General features: G+C 63.3%; 20 protein-coding genes and 1 pseudogene. 13 read left to right on the top strand and 8 right to left on the bottom strand.

Annotation, left to right across the window (positions count from 1 at the left end; all coding sequences use genetic code 11):
* A pseudogene (locus tag AWB82_RS33870) lies at positions 1 to 323 on the bottom strand (flagellar basal body P-ring formation chaperone FlgA); the annotation flags it as partial.
* A gap of 241 nt (positions 324 to 564) precedes the next feature.
* On the opposite strand from AWB82_RS33870, the gene flgB reads away from it, so the two are divergent.
* The 13 genes from flgB to AWB82_RS33940 all read left to right on the top strand — a co-directional run bounded on the left by flgB (position 565) and on the right by AWB82_RS33940 (position 15,128).
* The gene (gene flgB, locus AWB82_RS33875; RefSeq protein WP_086973648.1) at positions 565 to 1,044 is read left to right on the top strand and encodes a flagellar basal body rod protein FlgB; all 480 of its coding nucleotides are present in this window, start codon (positions 565 to 567) and stop codon (positions 1,042 to 1,044) included.
* Positions 1,045 to 1,062: 18 nt separating this feature from the next.
* Positions 1,063 to 1,488 carry a flagellar basal body rod protein FlgC gene (flgC, locus tag AWB82_RS33880; protein WP_086973649.1) on the top strand — a complete coding sequence of 142 codons (426 nt, stop codon included), beginning with the start codon at positions 1,063 to 1,065 and terminating at the stop codon, positions 1,486 to 1,488.
* 25 nt (positions 1,489 to 1,513) lie between these two features.
* On the top strand, positions 1,514 to 2,233 hold the full coding sequence (locus AWB82_RS33885) for a flagellar hook assembly protein FlgD (RefSeq protein ID WP_086973650.1): 720 nt from the start codon (positions 1,514 to 1,516) through the stop codon (positions 2,231 to 2,233).
* Positions 2,234 to 2,275: 42 nt separating this feature from the next.
* Positions 2,276 to 3,523: a flagellar hook protein FlgE gene (gene flgE / locus AWB82_RS33890; RefSeq protein ID WP_086973651.1), complete on the top strand. Its 1,248-nt coding sequence runs from the start codon at positions 2,276 to 2,278 to the stop codon at positions 3,521 to 3,523.
* A gap of 49 nt (positions 3,524 to 3,572) precedes the next feature.
* Entirely contained in the window at positions 3,573 to 4,325 is a 753-nt protein-coding gene (gene flgF / locus AWB82_RS33895) for a flagellar basal-body rod protein FlgF (protein ID WP_086973652.1), read from the top strand.
* Between the two features lie 34 nt (positions 4,326 to 4,359).
* Positions 4,360 to 5,148, top strand: a complete 789-nt coding sequence (gene flgG / locus AWB82_RS33900) for a flagellar basal-body rod protein FlgG (protein ID WP_086973653.1) — start codon at positions 4,360 to 4,362, stop codon at positions 5,146 to 5,148.
* 26 nt (positions 5,149 to 5,174) lie between these two features.
* Complete coding sequence (locus AWB82_RS33905; RefSeq protein WP_086973654.1) at positions 5,175 to 5,858, top strand: flagellar basal body L-ring protein FlgH; 684 nt, start codon at positions 5,175 to 5,177, stop codon at positions 5,856 to 5,858.
* A gap of 2 nt (positions 5,859 to 5,860) precedes the next feature.
* Positions 5,861 to 6,988, top strand: a complete 1,128-nt coding sequence (locus AWB82_RS33910) for a flagellar basal body P-ring protein FlgI (RefSeq protein ID WP_086973655.1) — start codon at positions 5,861 to 5,863, stop codon at positions 6,986 to 6,988.
* Positions 6,989 to 7,001: 13 nt separating this feature from the next.
* Positions 7,002 to 8,063 (top strand): flagellar assembly peptidoglycan hydrolase FlgJ, encoded by a 1,062-nt coding sequence (gene flgJ / locus AWB82_RS33915; RefSeq protein ID WP_086973656.1) that lies wholly within the window; start codon positions 7,002 to 7,004, stop codon positions 8,061 to 8,063.
* Positions 8,064 to 8,363: 300 nt separating this feature from the next.
* A complete protein-coding gene (locus AWB82_RS33920; RefSeq protein WP_086973668.1) occupies positions 8,364 to 9,116 on the top strand; it encodes a flagellar brake protein in 753 nt (250 codons plus the stop codon).
* 908 nt (positions 9,117 to 10,024) lie between these two features.
* Positions 10,025 to 11,968, top strand: a complete 1,944-nt coding sequence (gene flgK, locus AWB82_RS33930) for a flagellar hook-associated protein FlgK (RefSeq protein ID WP_086973658.1) — start codon at positions 10,025 to 10,027, stop codon at positions 11,966 to 11,968.
* A gap of 11 nt (positions 11,969 to 11,979) precedes the next feature.
* Entirely contained in the window at positions 11,980 to 13,212 is a 1,233-nt protein-coding gene (gene flgL, locus AWB82_RS33935) for a flagellar hook-associated protein FlgL (protein ID WP_086973659.1), read from the top strand.
* A 212-nt stretch (positions 13,213 to 13,424) separates the two neighbouring features.
* A complete protein-coding gene (locus AWB82_RS33940; protein ID WP_086973660.1) occupies positions 13,425 to 15,128 on the top strand; it encodes a glycosyltransferase family 9 protein in 1,704 nt (567 codons plus the stop codon).
* Here the strand turns inward: AWB82_RS33940 and fliR are convergent.
* The 7 genes from fliR to fliL form a co-directional block, all read right to left on the bottom strand.
* The gene (fliR, locus tag AWB82_RS33945; RefSeq protein ID WP_086973661.1) at positions 15,125 to 15,919 is read right to left on the bottom strand and encodes a flagellar biosynthetic protein FliR; all 795 of its coding nucleotides are present in this window, start codon (positions 15,917 to 15,919) and stop codon (positions 15,125 to 15,127) included. The two genes, AWB82_RS33940 and fliR, sit on opposite strands and share 4 nt — an antisense overlap.
* Positions 15,920 to 15,928: 9 nt before the next feature.
* A complete protein-coding gene (fliQ, locus tag AWB82_RS33950) occupies positions 15,929 to 16,198 on the bottom strand; it encodes a flagellar biosynthesis protein FliQ (RefSeq protein ID WP_008352562.1) in 270 nt (89 codons plus the stop codon).
* Between the two features lie 10 nt (positions 16,199 to 16,208).
* On the bottom strand, positions 16,209 to 16,979 hold the full coding sequence (fliP, locus tag AWB82_RS33955) for a flagellar type III secretion system pore protein FliP (RefSeq protein WP_086973662.1): 771 nt from the start codon (positions 16,977 to 16,979) through the stop codon (positions 16,209 to 16,211).
* 248 nt (positions 16,980 to 17,227) lie between these two features.
* Entirely contained in the window at positions 17,228 to 17,722 is a 495-nt protein-coding gene (gene fliO / locus AWB82_RS33960) for a flagellar biosynthetic protein FliO (RefSeq protein ID WP_086973663.1), read from the bottom strand.
* Positions 17,719 to 18,141 carry a flagellar motor switch protein FliN gene (fliN, locus tag AWB82_RS33965; protein WP_086973664.1) on the bottom strand — a complete coding sequence of 141 codons (423 nt, stop codon included), beginning with the start codon at positions 18,139 to 18,141 and terminating at the stop codon, positions 17,719 to 17,721. Before fliN ends, fliO begins: the two co-directional genes overlap by 4 nt.
* The gene (fliM, locus tag AWB82_RS33970) at positions 18,134 to 19,132 is read right to left on the bottom strand and encodes a flagellar motor switch protein FliM (RefSeq protein WP_086973665.1); all 999 of its coding nucleotides are present in this window, start codon (positions 19,130 to 19,132) and stop codon (positions 18,134 to 18,136) included. The genes fliN and fliM overlap by 8 nt, the downstream gene beginning before the upstream one ends.
* Before the next feature lie 26 nt (positions 19,133 to 19,158).
* Positions 19,159 to 19,647 carry a flagellar basal body-associated protein FliL gene (gene fliL, locus AWB82_RS33975; RefSeq protein ID WP_086973666.1) on the bottom strand — a complete coding sequence of 163 codons (489 nt, stop codon included), beginning with the start codon at positions 19,645 to 19,647 and terminating at the stop codon, positions 19,159 to 19,161.
* Positions 19,648 to 20,411 lie beyond the last annotated feature (764 nt).

Genomic DNA, 20,411 nt, shown 5'->3' on the forward strand with positions numbered 1-20,411 from the left:
GCGTTGCGCATCGCGGCGTCGGCGGCCCGCGTGGCGGCGCGATAACCGCTCGTGCGCGCGCTTTCAGGCGCGGGCGTCGCCGCAACGGGAGCGGAAACGCGAGAAACCGGCGCGTTCAGGCGATTCGCCATGTCGGCCGCGGCGGCGGGATTGCTCTCCGCGTTGCCCGGAATGACGATCGGACCGTCGCCCTGCTGCGCCTGCGCGCCCGCCGCGACGACCATCAAAAGAGACACGCCGGCCAGAGCGCGCAGCGTGCGGCGCGCGAACTTCGCTGCGGCGGGAGCCGTAGGGTTCGATGCACGATTCGCGGACCTGCTCATCAACTTTCTCCGTACCAGTTTCGATCGAGCCGCGCACGACGCGGCGACTGCCCTGATCCGATTCCGGCGGGAAAAAACGCCCGCCATCGGTCACGAAACGAATTCTAGATATCGGCGGGATAAGGCAAGCGTCGAATAGAGGCCCCGTTTCCCGGTTATTCGTCGGATTAGTTATTGCGCGCCGCTCCTAAGATGCGTGTCATGCAAAAAGGCCCCGGCGCTGCCGACAGGAGAAACCGCAATGCTAGACAGACTCGACAAGGAATTCGCATTTGGCCGTGAGGCGCTCGACGTGCGCGCTTACCGGCAGGAATTGCTGTCGTCGAATATCGCCAACGCCGACACGCCCGGCTACAAGGCGCGCGACGTCGAATTTTCGAGCGCACTCGCTGGCGCGCTCAAGCAAGGCGGCGGCGCAACGAACAACTCGACGCTGAAGATGGCGCAGCCCGTCAGCGTGAGCACGAGCAGCGGCCTCGCCACGACGGCCAAAGGCCATATGAGCGGCACGTCGACGCTGTCCGCATCGGGCGGTTCGAGCGACGACTACGGCAAGCTCGCCTATCGCGTGCCGAGCCAGCCGTCGCTCGACGGCAACACGGTCGACCTCGACTCGGAGCGCGTGCAGTTCGCGGACAACGCGCTGCATTTCGAGGCGGGCATGACGGTGCTGTCGTCGCAGATCAAATCGATGATGTCGGCGATTACGTCGAATAGTTGAGCGCAGTAGGAGAAACGCATGCCTTCCTTGATGAACATCTTCAACGTCGCCGGCTCGGCGATGTCCGCCCAGGCGCAGCGCCTGAACGTCACCGCGTCGAACCTCGCGAACGCGGACAGCACGACCGGCCCGGACGGTCAGCCGTACAAGGCCAAGCAGGTCGTGTTCGCGGTCGATCCGCTCGGCGGCGCGAAGACCGCGTCCGGCCAGCAGGTCGGCGGCGTGCAGGTGACGGGCGTGATCGACGATCCGAGCCCGATGAAAACCAGCTACGACCCGAGCAACCCGGCGGCGAACGCGGACGGCTACGTGACGATGCCCAACGTCGATCCGGTGCAGGAAATGGTCAACATGATTTCCGCGTCGCGTTCCTATCAGGCGAACGTCGAAACGCTCAACACCGCGAAGCAATTGATGCTCAAGACCCTGACTATCGGCACCTGATAAAGACACACTCAAGGAACACAACGTGACGACCAGCACAACCATCGGCAGCAACGGCACCACGGTGTCGCAGACTCTGCTCGACACCATGAACGGCGCTTCGTCGAGCTCGTCGGCGTCGGCAAATTCGACCTCCGGCACGTCCGGTTCGGATCTGCAGAACACGTTCCTCACGCTGCTCGTGACGCAGCTGAAGAACCAGGACCCGACCAACCCCGCCGACAGCTCGCAGATGACCTCGCAGCTTGCGCAGATCAACACGGTGACGGGCATCGGCCAGTTGAACACGTCGCTGTCGTCGCTCGCGACGCAGCTTTCCGCCGGCCAGCAGACGCAGGCCGCGCTGCTCATCGGCTCGAACGTGCTCTCCTCGGGCAACAACGTGACGGTGTCGAAGGGCGCGTCGTCGAGCTTCGGCGTGCAACTCGCGAACGACGTGAGCGACCTGCAGATCGTCGTGAAGAACGCGTCGGGCCAGATCGTCAACACGCTCGACCTTGGCGCGCAAGGCGCGGGCGTCGTGCCGGTGACGGGCTGGACGCCGGTCGATTCGAAGGGCGCGACGCTCGCCGACGGCAGCTACACGATCACCGCGCAAGGCACGATCAACGGCCAGCAGGCGACCGCGACGACGCTGTCGGCTTCGCAAGTGCAAAGCGTCGTGCAGATGTCGGGCGGCGCGCCGGGTCTCAAGCTTTCGAACGGCTCCACGGTCGCGCTGACGGGCGTCGCGTCGATCCTTTAAATCAACTTTTAGGACGAGCGCGGACTCGTTACGGAGAAACACATGAGTTACCAACAAGCACTGAGCGGTCTGGGCGCCGCATCGAGCGATCTCGACGTCATCGGCAACAACATCGCGAACGCGAACACGGTCGGCTTCAAGCAGGGCGCCGCGCAGTTCGCCGACATGTACGCGAATTCGATGGCGACCGCCGTGAGCAACCAGATCGGCATCGGCACGCAACTCGCCGAAGTGCAGCAGCAGTTCTCGCAAGGCACGATCACGACGACCAACCAGGCGCTCGATGTGGCGATCAACGGCAACGGTTTTTATCAGTTGTCGAACAACGGCTCGACCGTGTACTCGCGCAACGGCGTGTTCCATCTCGACAACCAGGGCCGTATCGTCAACGCGGGGGGGCTGCAATTGATGGGCTACGCCGCGAACTCGAACGGCGCGATCAACAGCGCGAGCACCGTGCCGCTGACCGTGCCGACGTCCAACATCGCGCCGACCGCGACCAAGAACATCACGGCTGCGTTCAACCTGAACTCGCAAGACACCGCGCCGACCCGCGCGTTCGACCCGACCGACTCGACCACCTTCAACCAGTCGACGTCCGTCGATGTGTACGACTCGCTCGGCGGCACACAAAAGGTCTCCGTGTACTTCGCGAAGGACTCGGCCACGAATACGTGGCAAGGCTACGCGACCTACGGCGACCCGGTCAGCGCGCCGATCTCGCTCGGCAAGATGACGTTCAACTCGTCCGGCACGCTGACTTCGACGACGGACTCGTCGGGCGCGGCGACGGCGACATCGGGCAAGTTCACGTTCGCGATTCCGAACGGCGCGGACGGCGGCGCCACGCAGCAAGCGCTCACGATCGACCTCAACGGCACGACGCAGTACGGCGCGAAAGACGGCGTGACGAACATCGTGCAGGACGGCAACAGCACGGGCGAACTGACGGGCTTCACAGTCGGCGGCGACGGCACCCTGACGGGCAACTACTCGAACGGCGAAACGAAGGCGCTCGGGCAGATCGCCGTCGCCAACTTCAACAACCAGAACGGCTTGCAGGATCTCGGCGGCAACGTCTACGCGCAAACCGCGGCCTCGGGCGCGCCGCAAGTCGGCGTGCCGGGCTCGACCAACCACGGCACGCTGCAGGGCGGCGCGGTGGAGAACTCCAACGTCGACCTGACGAGCGAGCTCGTGAATCTGATCACGGCGCAGCGCAACTATCAGGCGAACGCGCAGACGATCAAGACGCAGCAGACCGTCGATCAGACGCTGATCAATCTGTAAGCGTCGTCCGCACGCGAATTTGACGCATCAGGGAAGAAGGAAACGATTCATGGACCGTCTGATCTACACCGCGATGACCGGCGCAAGCCAGGCGCTCGAACAGCAAGCCGTCGTCGCGAACAACCTCGCGAACACGTCGACCACGGGTTTCAAGGCGCAGCTCGCGGCGTTCCGCCAGGTGCCGATGTCGTTCGAGGACCAGTCCGCCGACGGCACGACGCGCACCTTCGTGCTCTCGTCGACGCCGAACGCGGACTACTCGGCAGGCCCGATCCAGCAGACCGGCAATCCGCTCGATGTCGCCGTGCAGGGACAGGGCTGGCTTTCCGTGCAGGCCGCGGACGGCAGCGAGGCGTACACGCGCGCGGGCAATCTGCACGTGGATCAGAACGGCCAGCTTGTCACGTCCAGCAACCTGCCGGTGCTGGGCAACAGCGGTCCGCTGTCGATTCCGCCGGGCGCGGAAGTGACGGTCGGCAAGGACGGCACGATCTCCGCGCTGATTCCGGGCGACCCGCCGACGGCCATCGCGGTCGTGGATCAGCTCAAGCTCGTGAATCCCGATCCGGCGACGCTCACGCGCGGCGACGACGGGCTCTTTCGCACCGCGACGGGCGACCCCGCCGACGCCGACCCGAACGTGGTCGTGGCCGGCGGCGCGCTTGAAGGCAGCAACGTGAATCCGGTCTCCGCGATGGTCTCGATGATCACCAACGCGCGGCAATTCCAGATGCAGACGAAGCTGATGGAATCCGCCGACCAGAACGAACAGTCGGCCAACAAGCTGCTCAACTTCTCTTAAGCGGCAAACGCCAGCACACAGGATACGAAACAAGATGAATCGCTCTCTCTACATCGCCGCGACCGGCATGAATGCGCAGCAGGCGCAGATGGACACCATCTCGAACAACCTCGCCAACGTGAGCACGAACGGCTTCAAGGGCTCGCGCGCGGTGTTCGAGGATCTGCTGTATCAGACGACGCGCCAGCCGGGCGCGAATTCGACGCAACAGACCGAACTCGCGTCGGGCGTGCAGCTCGGCACCGGCGTGCAACAGGTCGCGACCGAGCGCCTCTACACCCAGGGCAATCTGCAACAGACCGGCAACTCGAAGGATGTCGCGATCAACGGTCAGGGCTTTTTCCAGGTGACGATGCCCGACGGTTCGACCTCCTACACCCGCGACGGCTCGTTCCAGACGAACTCACAAGGCCAGCTCGTCACGTCGAGCGGCTATCAGCTGAATCCGGCGATCACGATTCCGCAGAACGCGACGGGCATCACGGTCGGCTCGGACGGCACGGTGTCGGTGACGAGCGCGAACAGCACGACCAGCACGACGGTCGGCCAGATCACGCTCGCGACCTTCATCAACCCGGCCGGTCTCGATGCGCGCGGCGAGAACCTGTTCTCGGAGACCAGCAGCTCGGGCGCGCCGAACGTGGCGCAGCCGGGACTGAACGGCGCGGGCTCGCTGCAACAAGGCTACGTGGAAGCGTCGAACGTGAACGTGGTGCAGGAACTCGTCAACATGATCCAGACCCAGCGCGCGTACGAAATCAACAGCAAGGCCGTGACCACGTCCGACCAGATGCTGCAGACGCTGTCGCAGATGCAGGTTTGAAGTAACGCCTAACCAGAGTCACCAAGATGTCGCCTACTCAAATTCTCTCGCGCGCTTCGATGGCCGCGCTGATCGCAGCGCTCGCCGCGTGCGGCCTCGTGCCGAAAGAGCCGATCATCCAGCAGCCGATGACCGCGCGTCCGCCGCAACCGCCGATGGGCACGCGTTCGGCCGGCGCGATCTACAACGCGGGCTACGCGGGCCGGCCGCTGTTCGAAGACCAGCGGCCGCGCAACGTGGGCGACATCCTGACCATCGTGATTTCGGAAAACGTCAACGCGACGAAGTCGTCGGCGGCGAACACCAATCGCGGCGGCAACGCGTCGTTCGCGGTGCCGACTGTGCCGGGCATCTTCGGCGGACTCTTCAACAACACGAACCTCTCGGCCACCGGCGCGAACAAGTTCACGGCGGCGGGCGGCGCGAGCGCGGCCAACACGTTCAGCGGCACGCTGACCGTCACCGTCACGGAAGTTCTGCCCAACGGCAACCTGATGGTGAGCGGCGAAAAGCAGATGCTCATCAATCAGGGCAACGAATTCGTGCGCTTCTCGGGCGTCGTCAACCCGACGACCATCTCGGGCAGCAACACCGTCTTCTCCACCCAAATCGCCGACGCGAAGATCGAATACTCGGCGAAGGGCTACATCGACGAAGCTGAAAACATGGGCTGGCTCCAACGCTTCTTCCTCAACGTCGCGCCGTTCTGATCATGAATCCGTTTCTTCGTTTCGTTTCGTTCTCGCTCGCGGTCGCGCTCGTCGCCATCGGGTCGGCGCAACACGCGCACGCCGAGCGCCTGAAAGACCTCGTCTCGTTCCAGGGCGTGCGTGACAATCCGCTGATCGGCTACGGACTCGTCGTCGGTCTCGACGGCACCGGCGACCAGACCATGCAGACGCCATTCACGACGCAATCGCTCACCAACATGCTCGGCAACCTCGGCATCACGGTGAACTCCGCGACGACGCAGAACATGCAGTTGAAGAACGTCGCCGCCGTGATGGTGACGGCCACGCTGCCGCCGTTCTCGCGCCCCGGCGAAGCGATCGACGTGACGGTTTCGTCGCTCGGCAACGCGAAGAGCCTGCGCGGCGGCACGCTGCTGATGTCGCCGTTGAAAGGCGCAGATGGCCAGGTCTACGCGATGGCGCAGGGCAACCTCGTCGTCGGCGGCGCGGGCGCGAGCGCGAACGGCAGCAAGGTGCAGGTGAACCAGCTCGCGGTCGGCCGTATCAGCGCTGGCGCGATCGTCGAGCGAGCGGTGCCGTCGGCGTTGCAGCAACAGGGCGGCGTCATGCAGATGGAACTGCGCGAAATGGACTTCGACACGACGCAGCGTGTGGTCGCGGCCGTGAACAACCTGTTCGGCATGGGCACGGCGCTCGCGCTCGACGGCCGCACGATCCAGTTGCGCGCGCCGCAGGACCCGGGCGAGCAGGTGTCGTTCATGGCGCAACTGCAGAACATCGACGTGCGTCCGGCGCAGGCCGCCGCGAAGGTGATCTTGAACGCGCGCACCGGTTCCATCGTCATGAATCAGATGGTCACGCTGCAGAACTGCGCGGTCGCGCACGGCAATCTGTCGGTCGTCATCAATACGAAGACGGCGGTGAGCCAGCCGGGCGCGTTCTCGAACGGCCAGACGGTCGCGGCCAAGGAGTCGTCGATTCAGCTCAGGCAGGACAGCGGCGCGCTCAAGATGCTCGCCGCGGGCGCGAATCTCGCGGATGTCGTGAAGGCGCTCAACGCGCTCGGCGCGACGCCGGCGGATCTCATCTCGATCCTTCAGTCGATGAAGGCCGCGGGCGCGCTGCGCGCAGACCTCGAAATCATCTAAGGGACGAAGGCTCATGAACTCGAACACGACCGGCATCGCCAGCACCGCGTTGGCATCGACCGATACGACGAGCGGCTTGTCGAACCTGTCGAACCGTTTCGCGCTCGACACGCAGGGCTTCGATGCGTTGCGCGCGCAAGCCGGCGCGAACCCGCAGCAAGGTCTCAAGGAAGCGGCCAAGCAGTTCGACGCCGTCTTCACGCAAATGATGCTGAAGAGCATGCGCGACGCGACGCCTTCGGACAGCCCGTTCGATTCGAACGACGCGAAGTCGTTCACGTCGATGCTCGATCAGCAGTTGTCGCAGCAGATGGCGTCGAAGGGCATCGGCGTCGCGGACATGATGTTGAAGCAACTCATGCGCAACTCGGGCGCGCAGACCGGCGCGAACGGTGCGAGTGGCGCGGGCGCGGGCGCGGGCGCGATGAACGCGATGCAGACGCTCGGCGGCATGTCGGGCGGCGGCGGCGATCTCGATGCGAACGCGGGCAATCTCGCCGCGATGAACGCGATGGCGAAGGCGTACTCGGCCGCGCAGGGCAACAAGAGCAACGCGTCGCTCGCGGGCAAGGGCTACACGGCGGCGGACTCGCTCGAAGCCCCGGCGCGCGGCAACGGCTCCGACAAGGTGAACGCGTTCGTCGACAGGCTCGCCGTGCCGGCGCAGGCCGCGAGCGCGGCGACGGGCATTCCGGCGCGCTTCATCATCGGTCAGGCGGCGCTCGAATCGGGCTGGGGCAAACGCGAGATCAAGAACTCGAACGGCACGACGAGCCACAACATCTTCGGCGTGAAGGCGACGAAAGACTGGGCCGGCAAGACCGTCAGCTCGGTCACGACCGAATACGTGAACGGCCGTCCGCAGAAGGTCGTCGAGAAGTTCCGCGCCTACGATTCATACGAGGACGCGCTGACCGATTACGCGAGCGTCATCAAGAACAATCCGCGTTATGCGCCGGTGATTCAGGCTTCGCGCGATGTCGTGGGCTTTGCGCACGGCATGCAGAAGGCGGGTTACGCGACCGATCCGCAGTACGCGAAGAAGCTCATTTCGATCATGCGTCAGATCGTTTGACGCCGATGCGCGGCCGCACCGCGCATTCAGTCGACGTTTGTGGCCGCCTTCTTGCTAAAGAAGGCTTGCGCGCAATTTTGTGCGCGCGAACAGGTCGATTGTTCGGACCTTTTGCGGCAGCAAACGTTTTACGTTCGTAGGGACGGCGCACCACATACATTTTTCGTTGTGTGACCCTAAACTTTTCAGGATGTATGCCGCTAACCTGAATAATCGAAGTGCCGGACCTATTCGGTTCGGATCGTCGCGCGATGTTCGGGGGTCGGGCAGCGCGCGAGCACAATGAACACGGCTAGCACCATGAACACCTATCAAAAGCATGACGTTGCCGACGAAGATATCGCGCCGATCGTGGATTTCGGCAGGCGTAATCCGCTCGAAATCGGCGTGGCGCTGCGCAACCTCGCCAATCGCGGGGACTTTCTGACGGCGCAATACGGCGACGGCCAGATCGTCACGCGTTTGCTCGACGTCGATGTCACCGCGCATCGCTTCACTTTCGACTGGGGCGGTCTTGAGGAGCAGAATCGCGGCGTGCTTGCGTCGCAGAAACTGATTTTCAGCGCGTCGCCGGATGGCGTGCGTGTCGAGTTCACGACGCCGGGGCCGCGCGAGACGACGTTCGACGGGCGTCCGGCGTTCGAAGTCGATTTTCCGACGGTGCTGTATTACATGCAACGGCGCGAGTATTTCCGCGTGGAGGCGCCGGTTCTCGATCCTTACGTGTGCACGGGCACGCTGCCCGATGGTGAGCGATTCCGCTTCGAGGTGCATGATTTGTCGCTGGGTGGCGTGGCATTGCGCACGATGGATGAGCGCGTCGCGGATCTGGAGATGGGCATTGTGTTGCAGGATGCCGAACTGCATTTCAGCGCGAATGGAAGAGTGACGCTGGATATGATGCTCGTTTCGCATCGGGAATCGACGACGGCGAAAGGGGATCGTCGATATACGATCGGGTTCAAGTTTGTTTCGATGCCGGGGTCGGCGGAGAATACCTTGCAGCGCTTGATTACCCAGCTTGAGATGAAGCGGCGGTCGTTGGCGAAGTAGGTTTTTGGGGTTCGTTTTTTTGCCGGCGCGGGCGTTTGCTTGGGTTATCGCCGGATCCCGATTTCGTGTCGGTTTATTGGCACGCCCCTGTGCGGGGCGGCAGTCACTTTCTTTGCGGCTGCAAAGAAAGTAACCAAAGAAAGCAGCTCGTCACGCCCGCGGTCATACGCACGTTGGCCAATTTTCTCCTCCAAGGCGGCCCTCGCCTAAGTGTCGCCCTCGTAGGCCCAATCGGGCTTGGCTCGCGCACGGTCTGCCAAGCCAGTAGTTTGGGCGTGCTGGTTCAGCGCGAAATGGCTCCAGCCCGCTTCGCGGCCGACGGGTCAATCGGGGATGCGCGCGCTTCTTGTAACGCCAATCTTCTCGATGGTTTCCCCTGCATACCCCACGGCAGCGCGTAGCGCTGTGCCGAAGCTATTTGGTGCTGAACCAGCGCCCTAAAACAACTAGCTTGGCAGACCGTGCGCGAGCCAAGCCCGGTAATTCCTTTGAGGGCGACACTTAGGCGAGGGCCACCTTGAACGAGAAAACTGGCTAACGTGCGTATGACCGCGGGCTTGAAAAGCTGCTTTCTTTGGTTACTTTCTTTGCAGCCGCAAAGAAAGTGACTGCCGCCCCGCACAGGGGCAGTGCTAATAGACCGACACGAAATCGGGATCCGGCGAAAACCCAAAAAAACGAAACGAAATCAAAACCGCGGAAATAACAGCAAAACCCAACGCTCTTCGCGCAATAGCCATTGCCCCAACCCTCCGATAATGGCCCCATCGCGCCAACCGCCCAGCGTCCGGCCGCCCCCGGCCGCCCCCCGGCGTTGCGCAAACGCTCAACTTCCCCGGCAATCGGCCGATATACAAATCAGCCATGCGGCATCGCTCGATCCAACGCCGCTTCAACAGGATTCACGCATGTCCAATAACATCTTCAGCATTGGTCTTTCCGGTCTGAATGCCGCCCAATGGGGCCTGACGACGACCGGACAGAACATCAGCAACGCCGCGACGCCGGGCTACACGCTCGAAAAGGTCGCGTATCAGGAATCCTCTGGCCAGTACACCGGCTCGGGCTATCTCGGCAACGGCGTCCAGGCCGTCACCGTCACGCGCCAGTACAGCCAGTACCTCACGACGCAAGTGAACAACACGCAGTCGTCGAGCAGCGCCGCCAGCACGTATTACTCGCTGATCTCGCAATTGAACAACCTCGTAGGCGATCCGACGAAGGGCATCGCGCAAGGCATCACCAGCTACTTCTCCGGCCTGCAGTCGGTGGCGAACTCGGCGAGCAGCACCGCCACGCGCCAATCGCTGATGAGCAGCGCGCAGACGCTCGCGGACCAGATCAACTCGGCGGGCCAGCAATACGACGCGCTGCGCCAAAGCGTCAACACGCAACTGACGAGCGCGGTCTCGCAGATCAACGGCTATTCGCAACAAATCGCCGATCTCAACAAGCAGATCAACATCGCCAGCGCGGGCGGCCAGCAGCCGAACCAGTTGCTCGACCAGCGCGATCAGCTCGTCACGAACCTCTCGTCGATGATCGGCGTGCAGGTCGTGCAGACGGGCGGCAACTACAACGTGTTCATCGGCAACGGACAGCCGCTCGTCGTAGGCAATACGCAATACGGTCTGCAAACCGCGCCTTCGCCGTCCGACCCGAGCGAGCTCACGGTCGCGTACCAGGCCAGCAACGGCGCGACGCAAACGCCCGCGAACATGCAATACCTCGACAACTCGGCGCTCACGGGCGGCACGGTCGGCGGGCTCATCGACTTCCGCACGCAGACGCTCGATCCGGCGCAGGCGCAACTCGGCGCGATCGCGACGAGCTTCGCGAATCAGTTGAACGGCCAGAACGCGCTCGGCCTCGACCTGAACGGCCAGCCCGGCGGCAAGCTGTTCTCGACGACCGATCCGACCATCGTCGCCAACGCGCGCAACAAGGGCACGGGCATGCCGACGGCGACGATCGCCGATGGCACGCAGCCGCCCACGAACGACTTCACCGTAACCTACGACGGCAGCAAGTACACGGTGACGGACCCGGCGAGCGGTCAGACGCTCGGCACGATCGACCCGGCGACGGCGACGAACAAGACGATCAACGGCCTGAACATCGACGTGTCTTCGCTGAGCGGAGCGCAGTCGGGCGATTCGTTCACGATTCAGCCGACGCGCGCGGCGCTCGACAACTTCAAGCTCACGACGAGCAACGGCGCGGCGATCGCGGCGGCGTCGCCCGCGGTGACATCGGCGGCGAGCGCGAACACCGGCACGGCGTCGATTTCGTCGGCGACGGTGACGAGCAACGCGATGACGTCGGACATCAACCTGAAGTACAGCGCGAGCGCGGCCGGCTTCACGGCGGATGTCCCCGTGACGGTCGGCACGACGACATACGCCGCCAACACGACGATTCCGTACGACGCGAGCAAGGGTTTGACGGTGTCGGCGAACGGCGTTTCGGCGACCATCAGCGGCACGCCGAAGGACAACGACGCGTTCACGATCGCGCAGAACAAGGGCGGCACGAGCGACGGCAGCAACGCGCTCGCGATGTCGAAACTGGTCTCGGCGAAGTCGCTCAACGGCGGCGCCGACACGCTCACGAGCTCCTACGCGGGCTACGTCAACACGATCGGCAATCAGACCAACCAGCTCAAGGCAACGAGCACGGCGCAGACCGCGCTGCTCAGCCAGGCGACTTCGGCGCAGCAATCGGTGCAGGGCGTGAACCTGAACGAAGAAGCCGCCAACCTGATTCAGTATCAGCAGCTTTATCAAGCGAACAGCAAGGTGATTCAGACCGCCTCGACGCTGTTCCAGTCGCTGCTCGGCATGTTCAACTGAGGCTAAACGCGATGCGTATTTCCAGTTCCCAGTACTTCAACATGAACGTCGCTTCGATGAGCGACCAGCAGAGCGCGCTTGCATCGATGTATCAGCAGATCTCGTCGGGCAAGCGCATTCAAACCGCATCCGACGATCCGCTCGGCGCGGCGCAAGCAGTGCAGCTCACGATGAAAAGCGGCGCGCTCGCGCAGTACAGCACGAACCAGACGACGGCGCTGTCGTCGCTGCAGCAGGAAGACTCGACGTTGAGCAACGTGAGCAACGTGCTGCAGAGCATCCAGACGCAGATCGTGCATGCCGGCGACGGCTCGCTCACCGACGCGGACCGCACGTCGGTCGCGAACACGATCCAGGGTTTGCGCGACCAGCTTTTCAGCCTCGCGAACACCACGGACAGCGGCGGCAACTACATTTTCTCGGGTCTCAAGGGCGGCACGGCGCCGTACACGAACGATCCGTCGGGCGTGGGCACGCAGTATTCGGGCGACTACGGTCAGCGCACGGTGCAGATCAGCGAGGGACGTTCGATTCCCGTGGGCGACACGGGCGTGTCGATCTTCGGCAGCGTGTCGCCCACGGAGAGCACGCCGGTGTCGAGCGCGGGCGCGAACAAAGGCACGGGAACGATCAGCGCGGTGAGCGTCACCGACACGAGCAACGCGGGCAACGCCAGCGCGTACACGATCAAGTTCTCCGTGTCGGCGACGGACGGCTCGACGACCTATTCCGTCACCTCGAACCCGGCCGATTCCTCGCTGCCGACGAACGTCGCCTACACGGGCAAGACCGACGTCACGCTCGGCGGCCAGAAGGTGACGATCGACGGCGCGCCCGCCGACGGCGACACGTTCTCCGTGCAACCGGCGGCAACGGACAACAACGACATCTTCGCGACGCTCGACAGCCTCGTGAGCGCGCTCAAGCAGACGACTGGATCGCCGGGCGCGCAGGCGGCGCTCAGCAACTCGCTGACGACGATGGGCACGAAAGTGAACAACACGTTCAACAACGTGCTGTCGGCGCAGACGGTGGTGGGCGGGCGCGAGCAGGAAGTGCAATCGACGCAGACCGCGATGCAGACGAGCCAGACGCAGACGGCGAGCGATCTCGCGAATCTGACGAGCATCGATCTGGTCTCGTCGATCAGCCAGTATGAATTGACGCAGAACTCGCTGCAGGCCGCGCAGATGGCGTTTTCGCAGATTCAGAAGATGTCGCTGTTCGATTACATCGGGAATTGACGCGCACGGCGCGTGTGGTTTCCCTCGATCGCCGCCCATCTTGAGGCGGCGATTTTTTTGCCCGCCGCCGCGCGATATCGTGAACAGCGCGTTTCGGCGCACGCACCGCCATATAAGCATTGTCCGATGCCCGCCGATGCCGCCCGCCAATAAGATCATGACCGGCTGTGACATTTACAGGACAGAAGTCCGTCAGCGGAGCGGGTGAAAAATTGGAAGAGGCAGAGAAGAGAGCGACGCGGCGCGCGCGCGATCCGGAATTCGTGCAGCGCTATCTGGTAGGCGAGGGAATCGATCTCGCGCCGGACGGCTCGTTTCTCAGGCCGCTGGCGCATCTGTTTCCGCGCGTCTCGAAGGTGCGGTGGTGGAACACGGCGCTGGGCGGCGAGCAATACCTGATGGGCGTCGAAGAAGAATCGGTCGACTTCATGCATGCCGACCTGTGCCTGGCCACGCAGACGCATCCCGTGCAGTCGCTGTCGCAATGGCTCGACCGGCTCAAGCCGCACGGTCATCTCGTCCTGACCGTGCCGAACGAGGCAATCGGCGCGGCGCACACATGGCGCTTCTCGATCGGCGGGGGAGCGCACGCGTCGACGTCTTCCATCGATGTCCTCGATATCGTGAAGTCGTTCGCGCATATCGCCCAATGCGAACGCCTCGCGCTCGTGCACGACGACTCGCCCGATACACCCGATACACCTGACGCAAGCGCCATCGAACTCGTTCTGCGCAAGCGCGTCGTGCAGGGCGCGCAGGAACGCGTGAATGCGGTCTACAGGGCCCAAAGCGCAGAGGCGTGCATCGCGGCGTGCCATGCCGCGATCGATGCTTATCCCTATCGCTACGACGTCTATCATCTGGCGATGCTCGCCCTGCTGCGCTGGCGCGAACTCGCCCATATGGACACCGTGATGGCGCGCGCAGTGGCGCACATGCCGGACGATCATATGTCGCGGCTCAATCACGCGCTTCATGCGATCTCGCGCGGCAGGCTGAACGAAGGCTTCGCGCTGCGCGAGTCGCTCCTCGGGCCGAGGGGCTGGGCGCGTCGCACGAAAGCGCAGCCGCCACAGGCTTTTCCGCGCTGGAGCGGCGAACCGCTCGCGGGCAAGCGCATCGCGATCTGGAGCGAGTTCGGGCTCGGCGACGAAATCTTCTTCTTTCGCTTCGCCAGGATTCTGCGGGAGCAGGCCGGCGCGGCGAGCGTGAGCGTCGTGTGTCAGACGCCGCTCGTCAGTCTGTTCGAAGCATCGGGCGAGGCGGATGCGGTCATCGACATCAAAGCGGCCGGCGCAATTGCCCCGCACGACTTCTGGGTCTATCCGCACGACATTCCGATGCATCTGCCGCTCGATCTCGACGCGCTGCCGCAATCGGTGCCGTATCTGCGCGCGCCGCAAGCGCCCGCGCCAGGCATGACGCAGCTCGACGCACGCGCGGTCAAAGTGGGCGTCGTGTTCAAGGGCGATCCGACGCACGAGAACGATCACGCCCGTTCGCTGCCATCGCTTTCAACGCTCGACGAGCTGTTCGCGATCGAGGGCGTCGAGTTCTACAGCCTGCAAAAAGGCGCGGGCGCGAACGAAGCGGCGGACTACGCGAAGCGCTTGCGCAACTTTCACGACATCGGCGCGCGGGTCACGAGCATGGACGAAACCGCCAGCGCGATTGCCGCGCTCGATGTCGTCGTGACCGTGGACACATCGGTCGCGCACGTCGCGGGCGCGCTCGGCAAACCGGTCTTGCTGATGCTGCCCGATTTCGGCGACTGGCGCTGGCACTATCTGCGCGAGGACAGCCCGTGGTATCCGTCCATGCGCCTGTTGCGCCAGCAGCACGGCGAGGACTGGCGCCCCGTCGTCGCGCGTATCGGCGAGTCGCTCAGGGATTGGTCGGAGCAGCGAAGAAGCTAGAGCATCGCGCCGGCAACCCGCCCGGCCTGCGCGATGCCCGCATCGAAAATCCGCTGAAAAAACGGCATCATGTTGGGCACCATGAGCTGCAGCAAAAGCAATCCGACGAGCATCGTCACCGGAAAGCCGACCTGAAAAATGCCGATCTGCGGCGCGGCGCGATTCAAAATGCCGAGCGCGAGGTTGGCGATGAGCAGCGCCGCCACGATCGGCAACGCCAGCAGCAAGCCCGTCGAAAACACGCTCGCGCCATATCCGACCAGCACGCGCCAGCCCTGCGCGTGCGAAGCCGCCCCGACGACATTCGCTTCGATAGGCACGCTCTGAAACGTCGCCACGAGCGCGCTAATCAATTGCAGATGACCGTCGAACACGAGAAACGCGAGCATCGCCAGGGTGTTCAGATAGCGCGACACGACCACCGCATTTCCACCCGCGCGCGGATCGTAAAGCATCGCGAAGCCGAGCCCCATTTGTTGCCCGATGAACTCGCCGGCCGCATCGACGGCGGCGAACGCGATCTGCATCACCATGCCGATCGCCGCGCCGATCAAAAACTGGTTCACGATGATCCACACGCCCGCCGCCGAAAAGACCGTCGCCTGCGGCATGGCGGGCAGCGTCGGCGCGACGATCAGCGAGATGAAGGCGGCGAGCGCGATCTTCACGCGCATCGGAATTGCCATGTGGCTCAGCACGGGCGCGGTGGCGATCAGCGCGAGAATGCGCACGAACGGCCAGAGAAACGCCGTGAGCCAGCCGTTCAGTTGCGCATAAGTGACGGAAAACATCGAGCGAACTCAGCCGGTGATCGCGGGCGTGATCGTGAAGACGTGGCGCATGTAATCGAGCAGCGTCGAGAGCATCCACGGGCCGGCGATCACGAGCGTCACCGCTACCGCGATCAGCTTCGGAATGAATGAGAGCGTCGACTCGTTGATCTGCGTGGCCGCCTGGAACAGGCTCACCACGAGACCGACCACGAGCGCGACGAGCAACAGGGGCGCGGCGAGCAACAGGGCGACGTACATCGCCTGATGCGCCATCGTCATGACGGATTCTGGCGTCATCGAAAACTCCTCAGGAAACGAAGCTCTGCGCGAGCGAGCCGATCAGCAACTGCCAGCCGTCGACGAGCACGAACAGCATCAGCTTGAACGGCAGCGCGATGGTCGTGGGCGAAACCATCATCATGCCCATCGACATCAGCACGCTCGCCACCACCATGTCGATGATGAGAAACGGAATGAAGATCGTGAAGCCGATCTGGAAACCGGTCTTCAGCTCGCTCGTGATGAACGACGGCACGAGCAACGAGAGCGGCACGTCTTCCGGACCGTTCATCGGCGCGGCGTGCGAGATGCGCGCGAAAAGCGCGAGATCGGATTCGCGCGTCTGCTTCAACATGAACTGCTTGAAGGGCGCGATGCCGCGCGTCATTGCCTGATCCATCGCGATCTGGCCTTCGGAGAAGGGCTTGTACGCGTCGCTGTAGGCGCGGTCGAGAACCGGCGACATCACGAAAAACGAGAGAAACAGCGCGAGGCCGACGAGCACCTGGTTCGGCGGCGTGCTCGACGTGCCGAGCGCCTGGCGCAGCAGCGACAACACGATGATGATGCGCGTGAAGCTCGTCATCATCAGGACCATCGCGGGGAGAAACGAGAGCATCGTCAGCAGCAGCATTGTCTGCACGCTGAGCGAGTACGTCGTGCCGCCGTTCGGACCGGGACTCGTGTTGAAGGCGGGCAGACCCGCCGTGCTTTGCGCGAACGCGAGATACGGCAAAAGACCGATCGCGACGGGCAGTGCGAGCTTCACGCCGCGCACGATATTACGACTCACCTGCATTACTTGCTCCCGCCGACGATGCTTGCGAGGGCATCGAGAATGCGCTGACCTTGATGAACGACGAACGTGATAACCATGAAATCCTGCCTCTTTCGATAGCGTGAATTCTCGGCTATCGCGACATCGAACGATGGGGCGAAAAGAGGGGGAAACCCGGGCCAACTCGTTCTATTGCAAAGCGGCCGCCGCACAACGCAAATCGGGCGCGATCCTCGCGGACCACGCCCGATGCGGCAGCCGAATGCGCGTTACTTGACGAACTTCTGAAGCCGTTTATTCGCTTCGCCGGCGAGGGCGTCGCGAAACCGCGCGCCGAAGTTGCCGGGCGACGATTGCGCGGGCACGCCGACGCTCTCCACATCCGCCGATCCGGCGGGCATCGTGTGCAACAGACGCACGTTGCCGGGACCGGCGCCGAGCACGAGCCACGTGTCGCCCACTTCGACGACCGCGACGCGCTCCTTGTTGCCGAGCGATGCGCCGCCGACGACCTTCACGAGACCGCTGCGCTTGCCGCCCTGCAAGCCGAACTTGCGCGCGAGCCACGCGCAACCGAACACGAAGCCGATCACGACGACGAGCCCGAGAAGCGTCTGCAATACCGCGCCGAAACCGAGCGACGGCACCGCGGTGCCCGCGCCGACGCTCGATGCGATCTGCGCGGCGTGGTTCACCGCGTTCATGTCGGCGGCGTGCGCGAACAAAGGCGCGGCGAAAAGCAGCGCAACGGCCAGGCGTTTCATCGATTCAACTTCCGGATACGTTCGGACGGCGTGATGATGTCGGTCAGGCGAATGCCGAACTTGTCGTTGACGACGACCACTTCGCCCTGCGCGATGAGGCAGCCGTTCACGAGCACGTCCATCGGTTCGCCGGCGAGACCGTCCAGTTCCACGACCGAGCCTTGCGCGAGTTGCAGCAGGTTGCGGATCGCGATCTTCGTGCGCCCGAGTTCCACCGTCATCTGCACGGGGATGTCGAGAATCATGTCGATGTCGTTGCGCGTCGACGGCGCGGCGGCCTTCGACAGCGGCTGAAACACGCCCGCGCTCGCTGCGACCGGCGCGTCGTTGCCGTTTTGTTCGGCGAGTGCGCTGGCCCAGTCGTCCATCGCGATTTCGTCGTCCTTTCCGGCCGTGTCTTCCTGCATGAGATCACTCATATCCACCTTCCTTCATCGTATCGCTCGCGCTGATCATCTTTTGCACGCGCAGCGCGTATTGACCATTGAAAATTCCGTAGCCGCATTCCATGACCGGCACGCCATCCACCTTTGCGACGACCTGCTCCGGAATATCGATCGGCAGCACGTCGCCCGCGCGCATGTTCAGGATCTGCGCGAACGACGAGCGGATCTCGGCGAGATCCACCGTCATTCCCACTTCCGCCGACTGCACCTGCTGCGACAGCACGCGTACCCAGCGACGATCCACTTCGAGCGCTTCGCCCTGAATCGGCGACGAGAGCACGTCGCGGATCGGCTCGATCATCGAGTACGGCATGCAGATGTGCAGCGTGCCGCCCGTCGAGCCGAATTCGATCGTGAACTGCGTCACGATCACGATTTCGTTCGGCGTCGCCACGTTGGCGAACTGCGTGTGCATTTCCGAGCGCATGTATTCGAACTGGAGCGGCTTCACGCTGCGCCACGACGTCGAATAGTGCTCGAACACCAGATTGAGCAACTTGCTGATGATGCGTTGCTCGGTCTGCGTGAACTCGCGGCCTTCGACGCGCGTATGAAACCGCCCGTCGCCGCCGAACAGGTTGTCGACCACGAAGAACACGAGGTTCGGGTCGAACACGAACAGCGACGTGCCGCGCAGGGGCTTCACATGGACCAGGTTCAGATTGGTCGGGATCGGCAGATTGCGCGTGAATTCGCTGTACTTCTGCACCTTCACCGGGCCGACGGAAATTTCCGCCGAGCGCCGCATGAAGTTGAAGATGCCCACGCGCATGAGGCGCGCGAAGCGGTCGTTGATGATTTCGAGGCCGGGCATCCGGCCGCGGACGATGCGTTCCTGCGTCGCGATGTTGTAGGGACGTACGCCGGCGGGCTTTTTCTCGTCAGCTTCCTGATCGATTTCGCCGGTGACGCCCTTGAGGAGGGCATCGACCTCCTCTTGCGACATGAACTCTTCGTGGCCCATGACTTTTTTTACTCGCTGATGCCGCGTTACTGAACGACGAATTCGGTGAACAACACTTCCTCGACGCGCACGGGCTTATCGGCCGTGCTCGCCGCGGTTTCGACCGACGCCCGCAGTTCATTGGCGAGCTGTTTCTTGCCGTCGACGCTCGCCAGATCGTCGGGGCGCTTGCCGGAGAGCAGGAGCAGCACGCGGCTGCGGACTTCGGGCATGTGCCCGGTGACGAGCAACTGGACCTTTTCGTCCTTCAGCTTGAGCGTGAGACCGGCGCGGAGATAGTGCATGGTGCCGTCGTCGGACTGAAGGTTCACCGTGAGCGATTCGAGCGGGAAGAACACGGGCGGCGGTTCCGGAGCGGGCTTGGCCGGGCCGTGGTTCTTGCCGAGGAAGAAGTAGGAGCCGCCGGCGCCCGCGCCGAGCAGCACGATCGCACCGACGGCGATGATCAGGATCTTTTTGAGTTGCCCGCTTTTCGCGGGAACGATGGGTTGCTGGTTTGCGGTCGTGGTAGCCATGAATGCGTGCCTCTTTCGATAGGTTGAATTGTTGGCTATCGCGGTGTAAAGCGATGGGTCGAACAGAGGGGGGATTTGGGGTTATTCCATCTGATTGCTTCGGCCGTTGGGGGGCCTTTGCGCTTTCTATGGTTAACGGGGGGATTTCGGGAAACTTGTGGTGCGGGTGGTTTTTTTGGGTTTGTCGCCGGATCCCGATTTCGTGTTGGTCTATTAGCACTGCCCCTGTGCGGGGCGGCAGTCACTTTCTTTGCGGCTGCAAAGAAAGTAACCAAAGAAAGCAGCTTTTCAAGCCCGCGGTCATACGCACGTTAGCCAGTTTTCTCGTTCAAGGTGGTACTCGCCTAAGTGTCGCCCTCAAAGGAATTACCGGGCTTGGCTCGCGCACGGTCTGCCAAGCTAGAAGTTTTAGCGCGCTGGTTCAGCACGAAATAGCTTCGGCACAGCGCTACGCGCTGCCGTGGGGTATGCAGGGGGAACCATCGAAAAGATTGCGTTACAAGAAGCGCGCGCCCCCCGATTGACCCGTCGGCCGCGAAGCGGGCTGGAGCCATTTGGTGCTGAACCAGCAGGCTCAAGCTACTAGCTCGTCAGACCGTGCGCGATCCAAGCCCGATTGGGCCTACGAGGGCGACACTTAGGCGAGGGCCGCCTTGGAGGAGAAAATTGGCTAACGTGCGTATGACCGCGGGCGTGACGAGCTGCTTTCTTTGGTTACTTTCTTTGCAGCCGCAAAGAAAGTGACTGCCGCCCCGCACAGGGGC

Origin of the sequence: Caballeronia glebae (assembly GCF_001545035.1) — a bacterium.
Classification (GTDB): domain Bacteria; phylum Pseudomonadota; class Gammaproteobacteria; order Burkholderiales; family Burkholderiaceae; genus Caballeronia; species Caballeronia glebae.

What these genes read in the sequence shown, in the direction of transcription:
- flgG (WP_086973653.1), top strand. Translation starts at nt 4,360, where the DNA reads ATGAATCGCTCTCTCTACATCGCCGCGACCGGCATGAATGCGCAGCAG.
- AWB82_RS33910 (WP_086973655.1), top strand. Translation starts at nt 5,861, where the DNA reads ATGAATCCGTTTCTTCGTTTCGTTTCGTTCTCGCTCGCGGTCGCGCTC.
- fliP (WP_086973662.1), bottom strand. Translation starts at nt 16,979, where the DNA reads ATGCAGGTGAGTCGTAATATCGTGCGCGGCGTGAAGCTCGCACTGCCC.
- flgK (WP_086973658.1), top strand. Translation starts at nt 10,025, where the DNA reads ATGTCCAATAACATCTTCAGCATTGGTCTTTCCGGTCTGAATGCCGCC.
- flgF (WP_086973652.1), top strand. Translation starts at nt 3,573, where the DNA reads ATGGACCGTCTGATCTACACCGCGATGACCGGCGCAAGCCAGGCGCTC.
- fliR (WP_086973661.1), bottom strand. Translation starts at nt 15,919, where the DNA reads ATGTTTTCCGTCACTTATGCGCAACTGAACGGCTGGCTCACGGCGTTT.
- fliQ (WP_008352562.1), bottom strand. Translation starts at nt 16,198, where the DNA reads ATGACGCCAGAATCCGTCATGACGATGGCGCATCAGGCGATGTACGTC.
- fliL (WP_086973666.1), bottom strand. Translation starts at nt 19,647, where the DNA reads ATGGCTACCACGACCGCAAACCAGCAACCCATCGTTCCCGCGAAAAGC.
- AWB82_RS33920 (WP_086973668.1), top strand. Translation starts at nt 8,364, where the DNA reads ATGAACACCTATCAAAAGCATGACGTTGCCGACGAAGATATCGCGCCG.
- fliN (WP_086973664.1), bottom strand. Translation starts at nt 18,141, where the DNA reads ATGAGTGATCTCATGCAGGAAGACACGGCCGGAAAGGACGACGAAATC.
- flgC (WP_086973649.1), top strand. Translation starts at nt 1,063, where the DNA reads ATGCCTTCCTTGATGAACATCTTCAACGTCGCCGGCTCGGCGATGTCC.
- AWB82_RS33905 (WP_086973654.1), top strand. Translation starts at nt 5,175, where the DNA reads ATGTCGCCTACTCAAATTCTCTCGCGCGCTTCGATGGCCGCGCTGATC.
- fliO (WP_086973663.1), bottom strand. Translation starts at nt 17,722, where the DNA reads ATGAAACGCCTGGCCGTTGCGCTGCTTTTCGCCGCGCCTTTGTTCGCG.
- fliM (WP_086973665.1), bottom strand. Translation starts at nt 19,132, where the DNA reads ATGGGCCACGAAGAGTTCATGTCGCAAGAGGAGGTCGATGCCCTCCTC.
- flgE (WP_086973651.1), top strand. Translation starts at nt 2,276, where the DNA reads ATGAGTTACCAACAAGCACTGAGCGGTCTGGGCGCCGCATCGAGCGAT.
- flgL (WP_086973659.1), top strand. Translation starts at nt 11,980, where the DNA reads ATGCGTATTTCCAGTTCCCAGTACTTCAACATGAACGTCGCTTCGATG.
- flgJ (WP_086973656.1), top strand. Translation starts at nt 7,002, where the DNA reads ATGAACTCGAACACGACCGGCATCGCCAGCACCGCGTTGGCATCGACC.
- flgB (WP_086973648.1), top strand. Translation starts at nt 565, where the DNA reads ATGCTAGACAGACTCGACAAGGAATTCGCATTTGGCCGTGAGGCGCTC.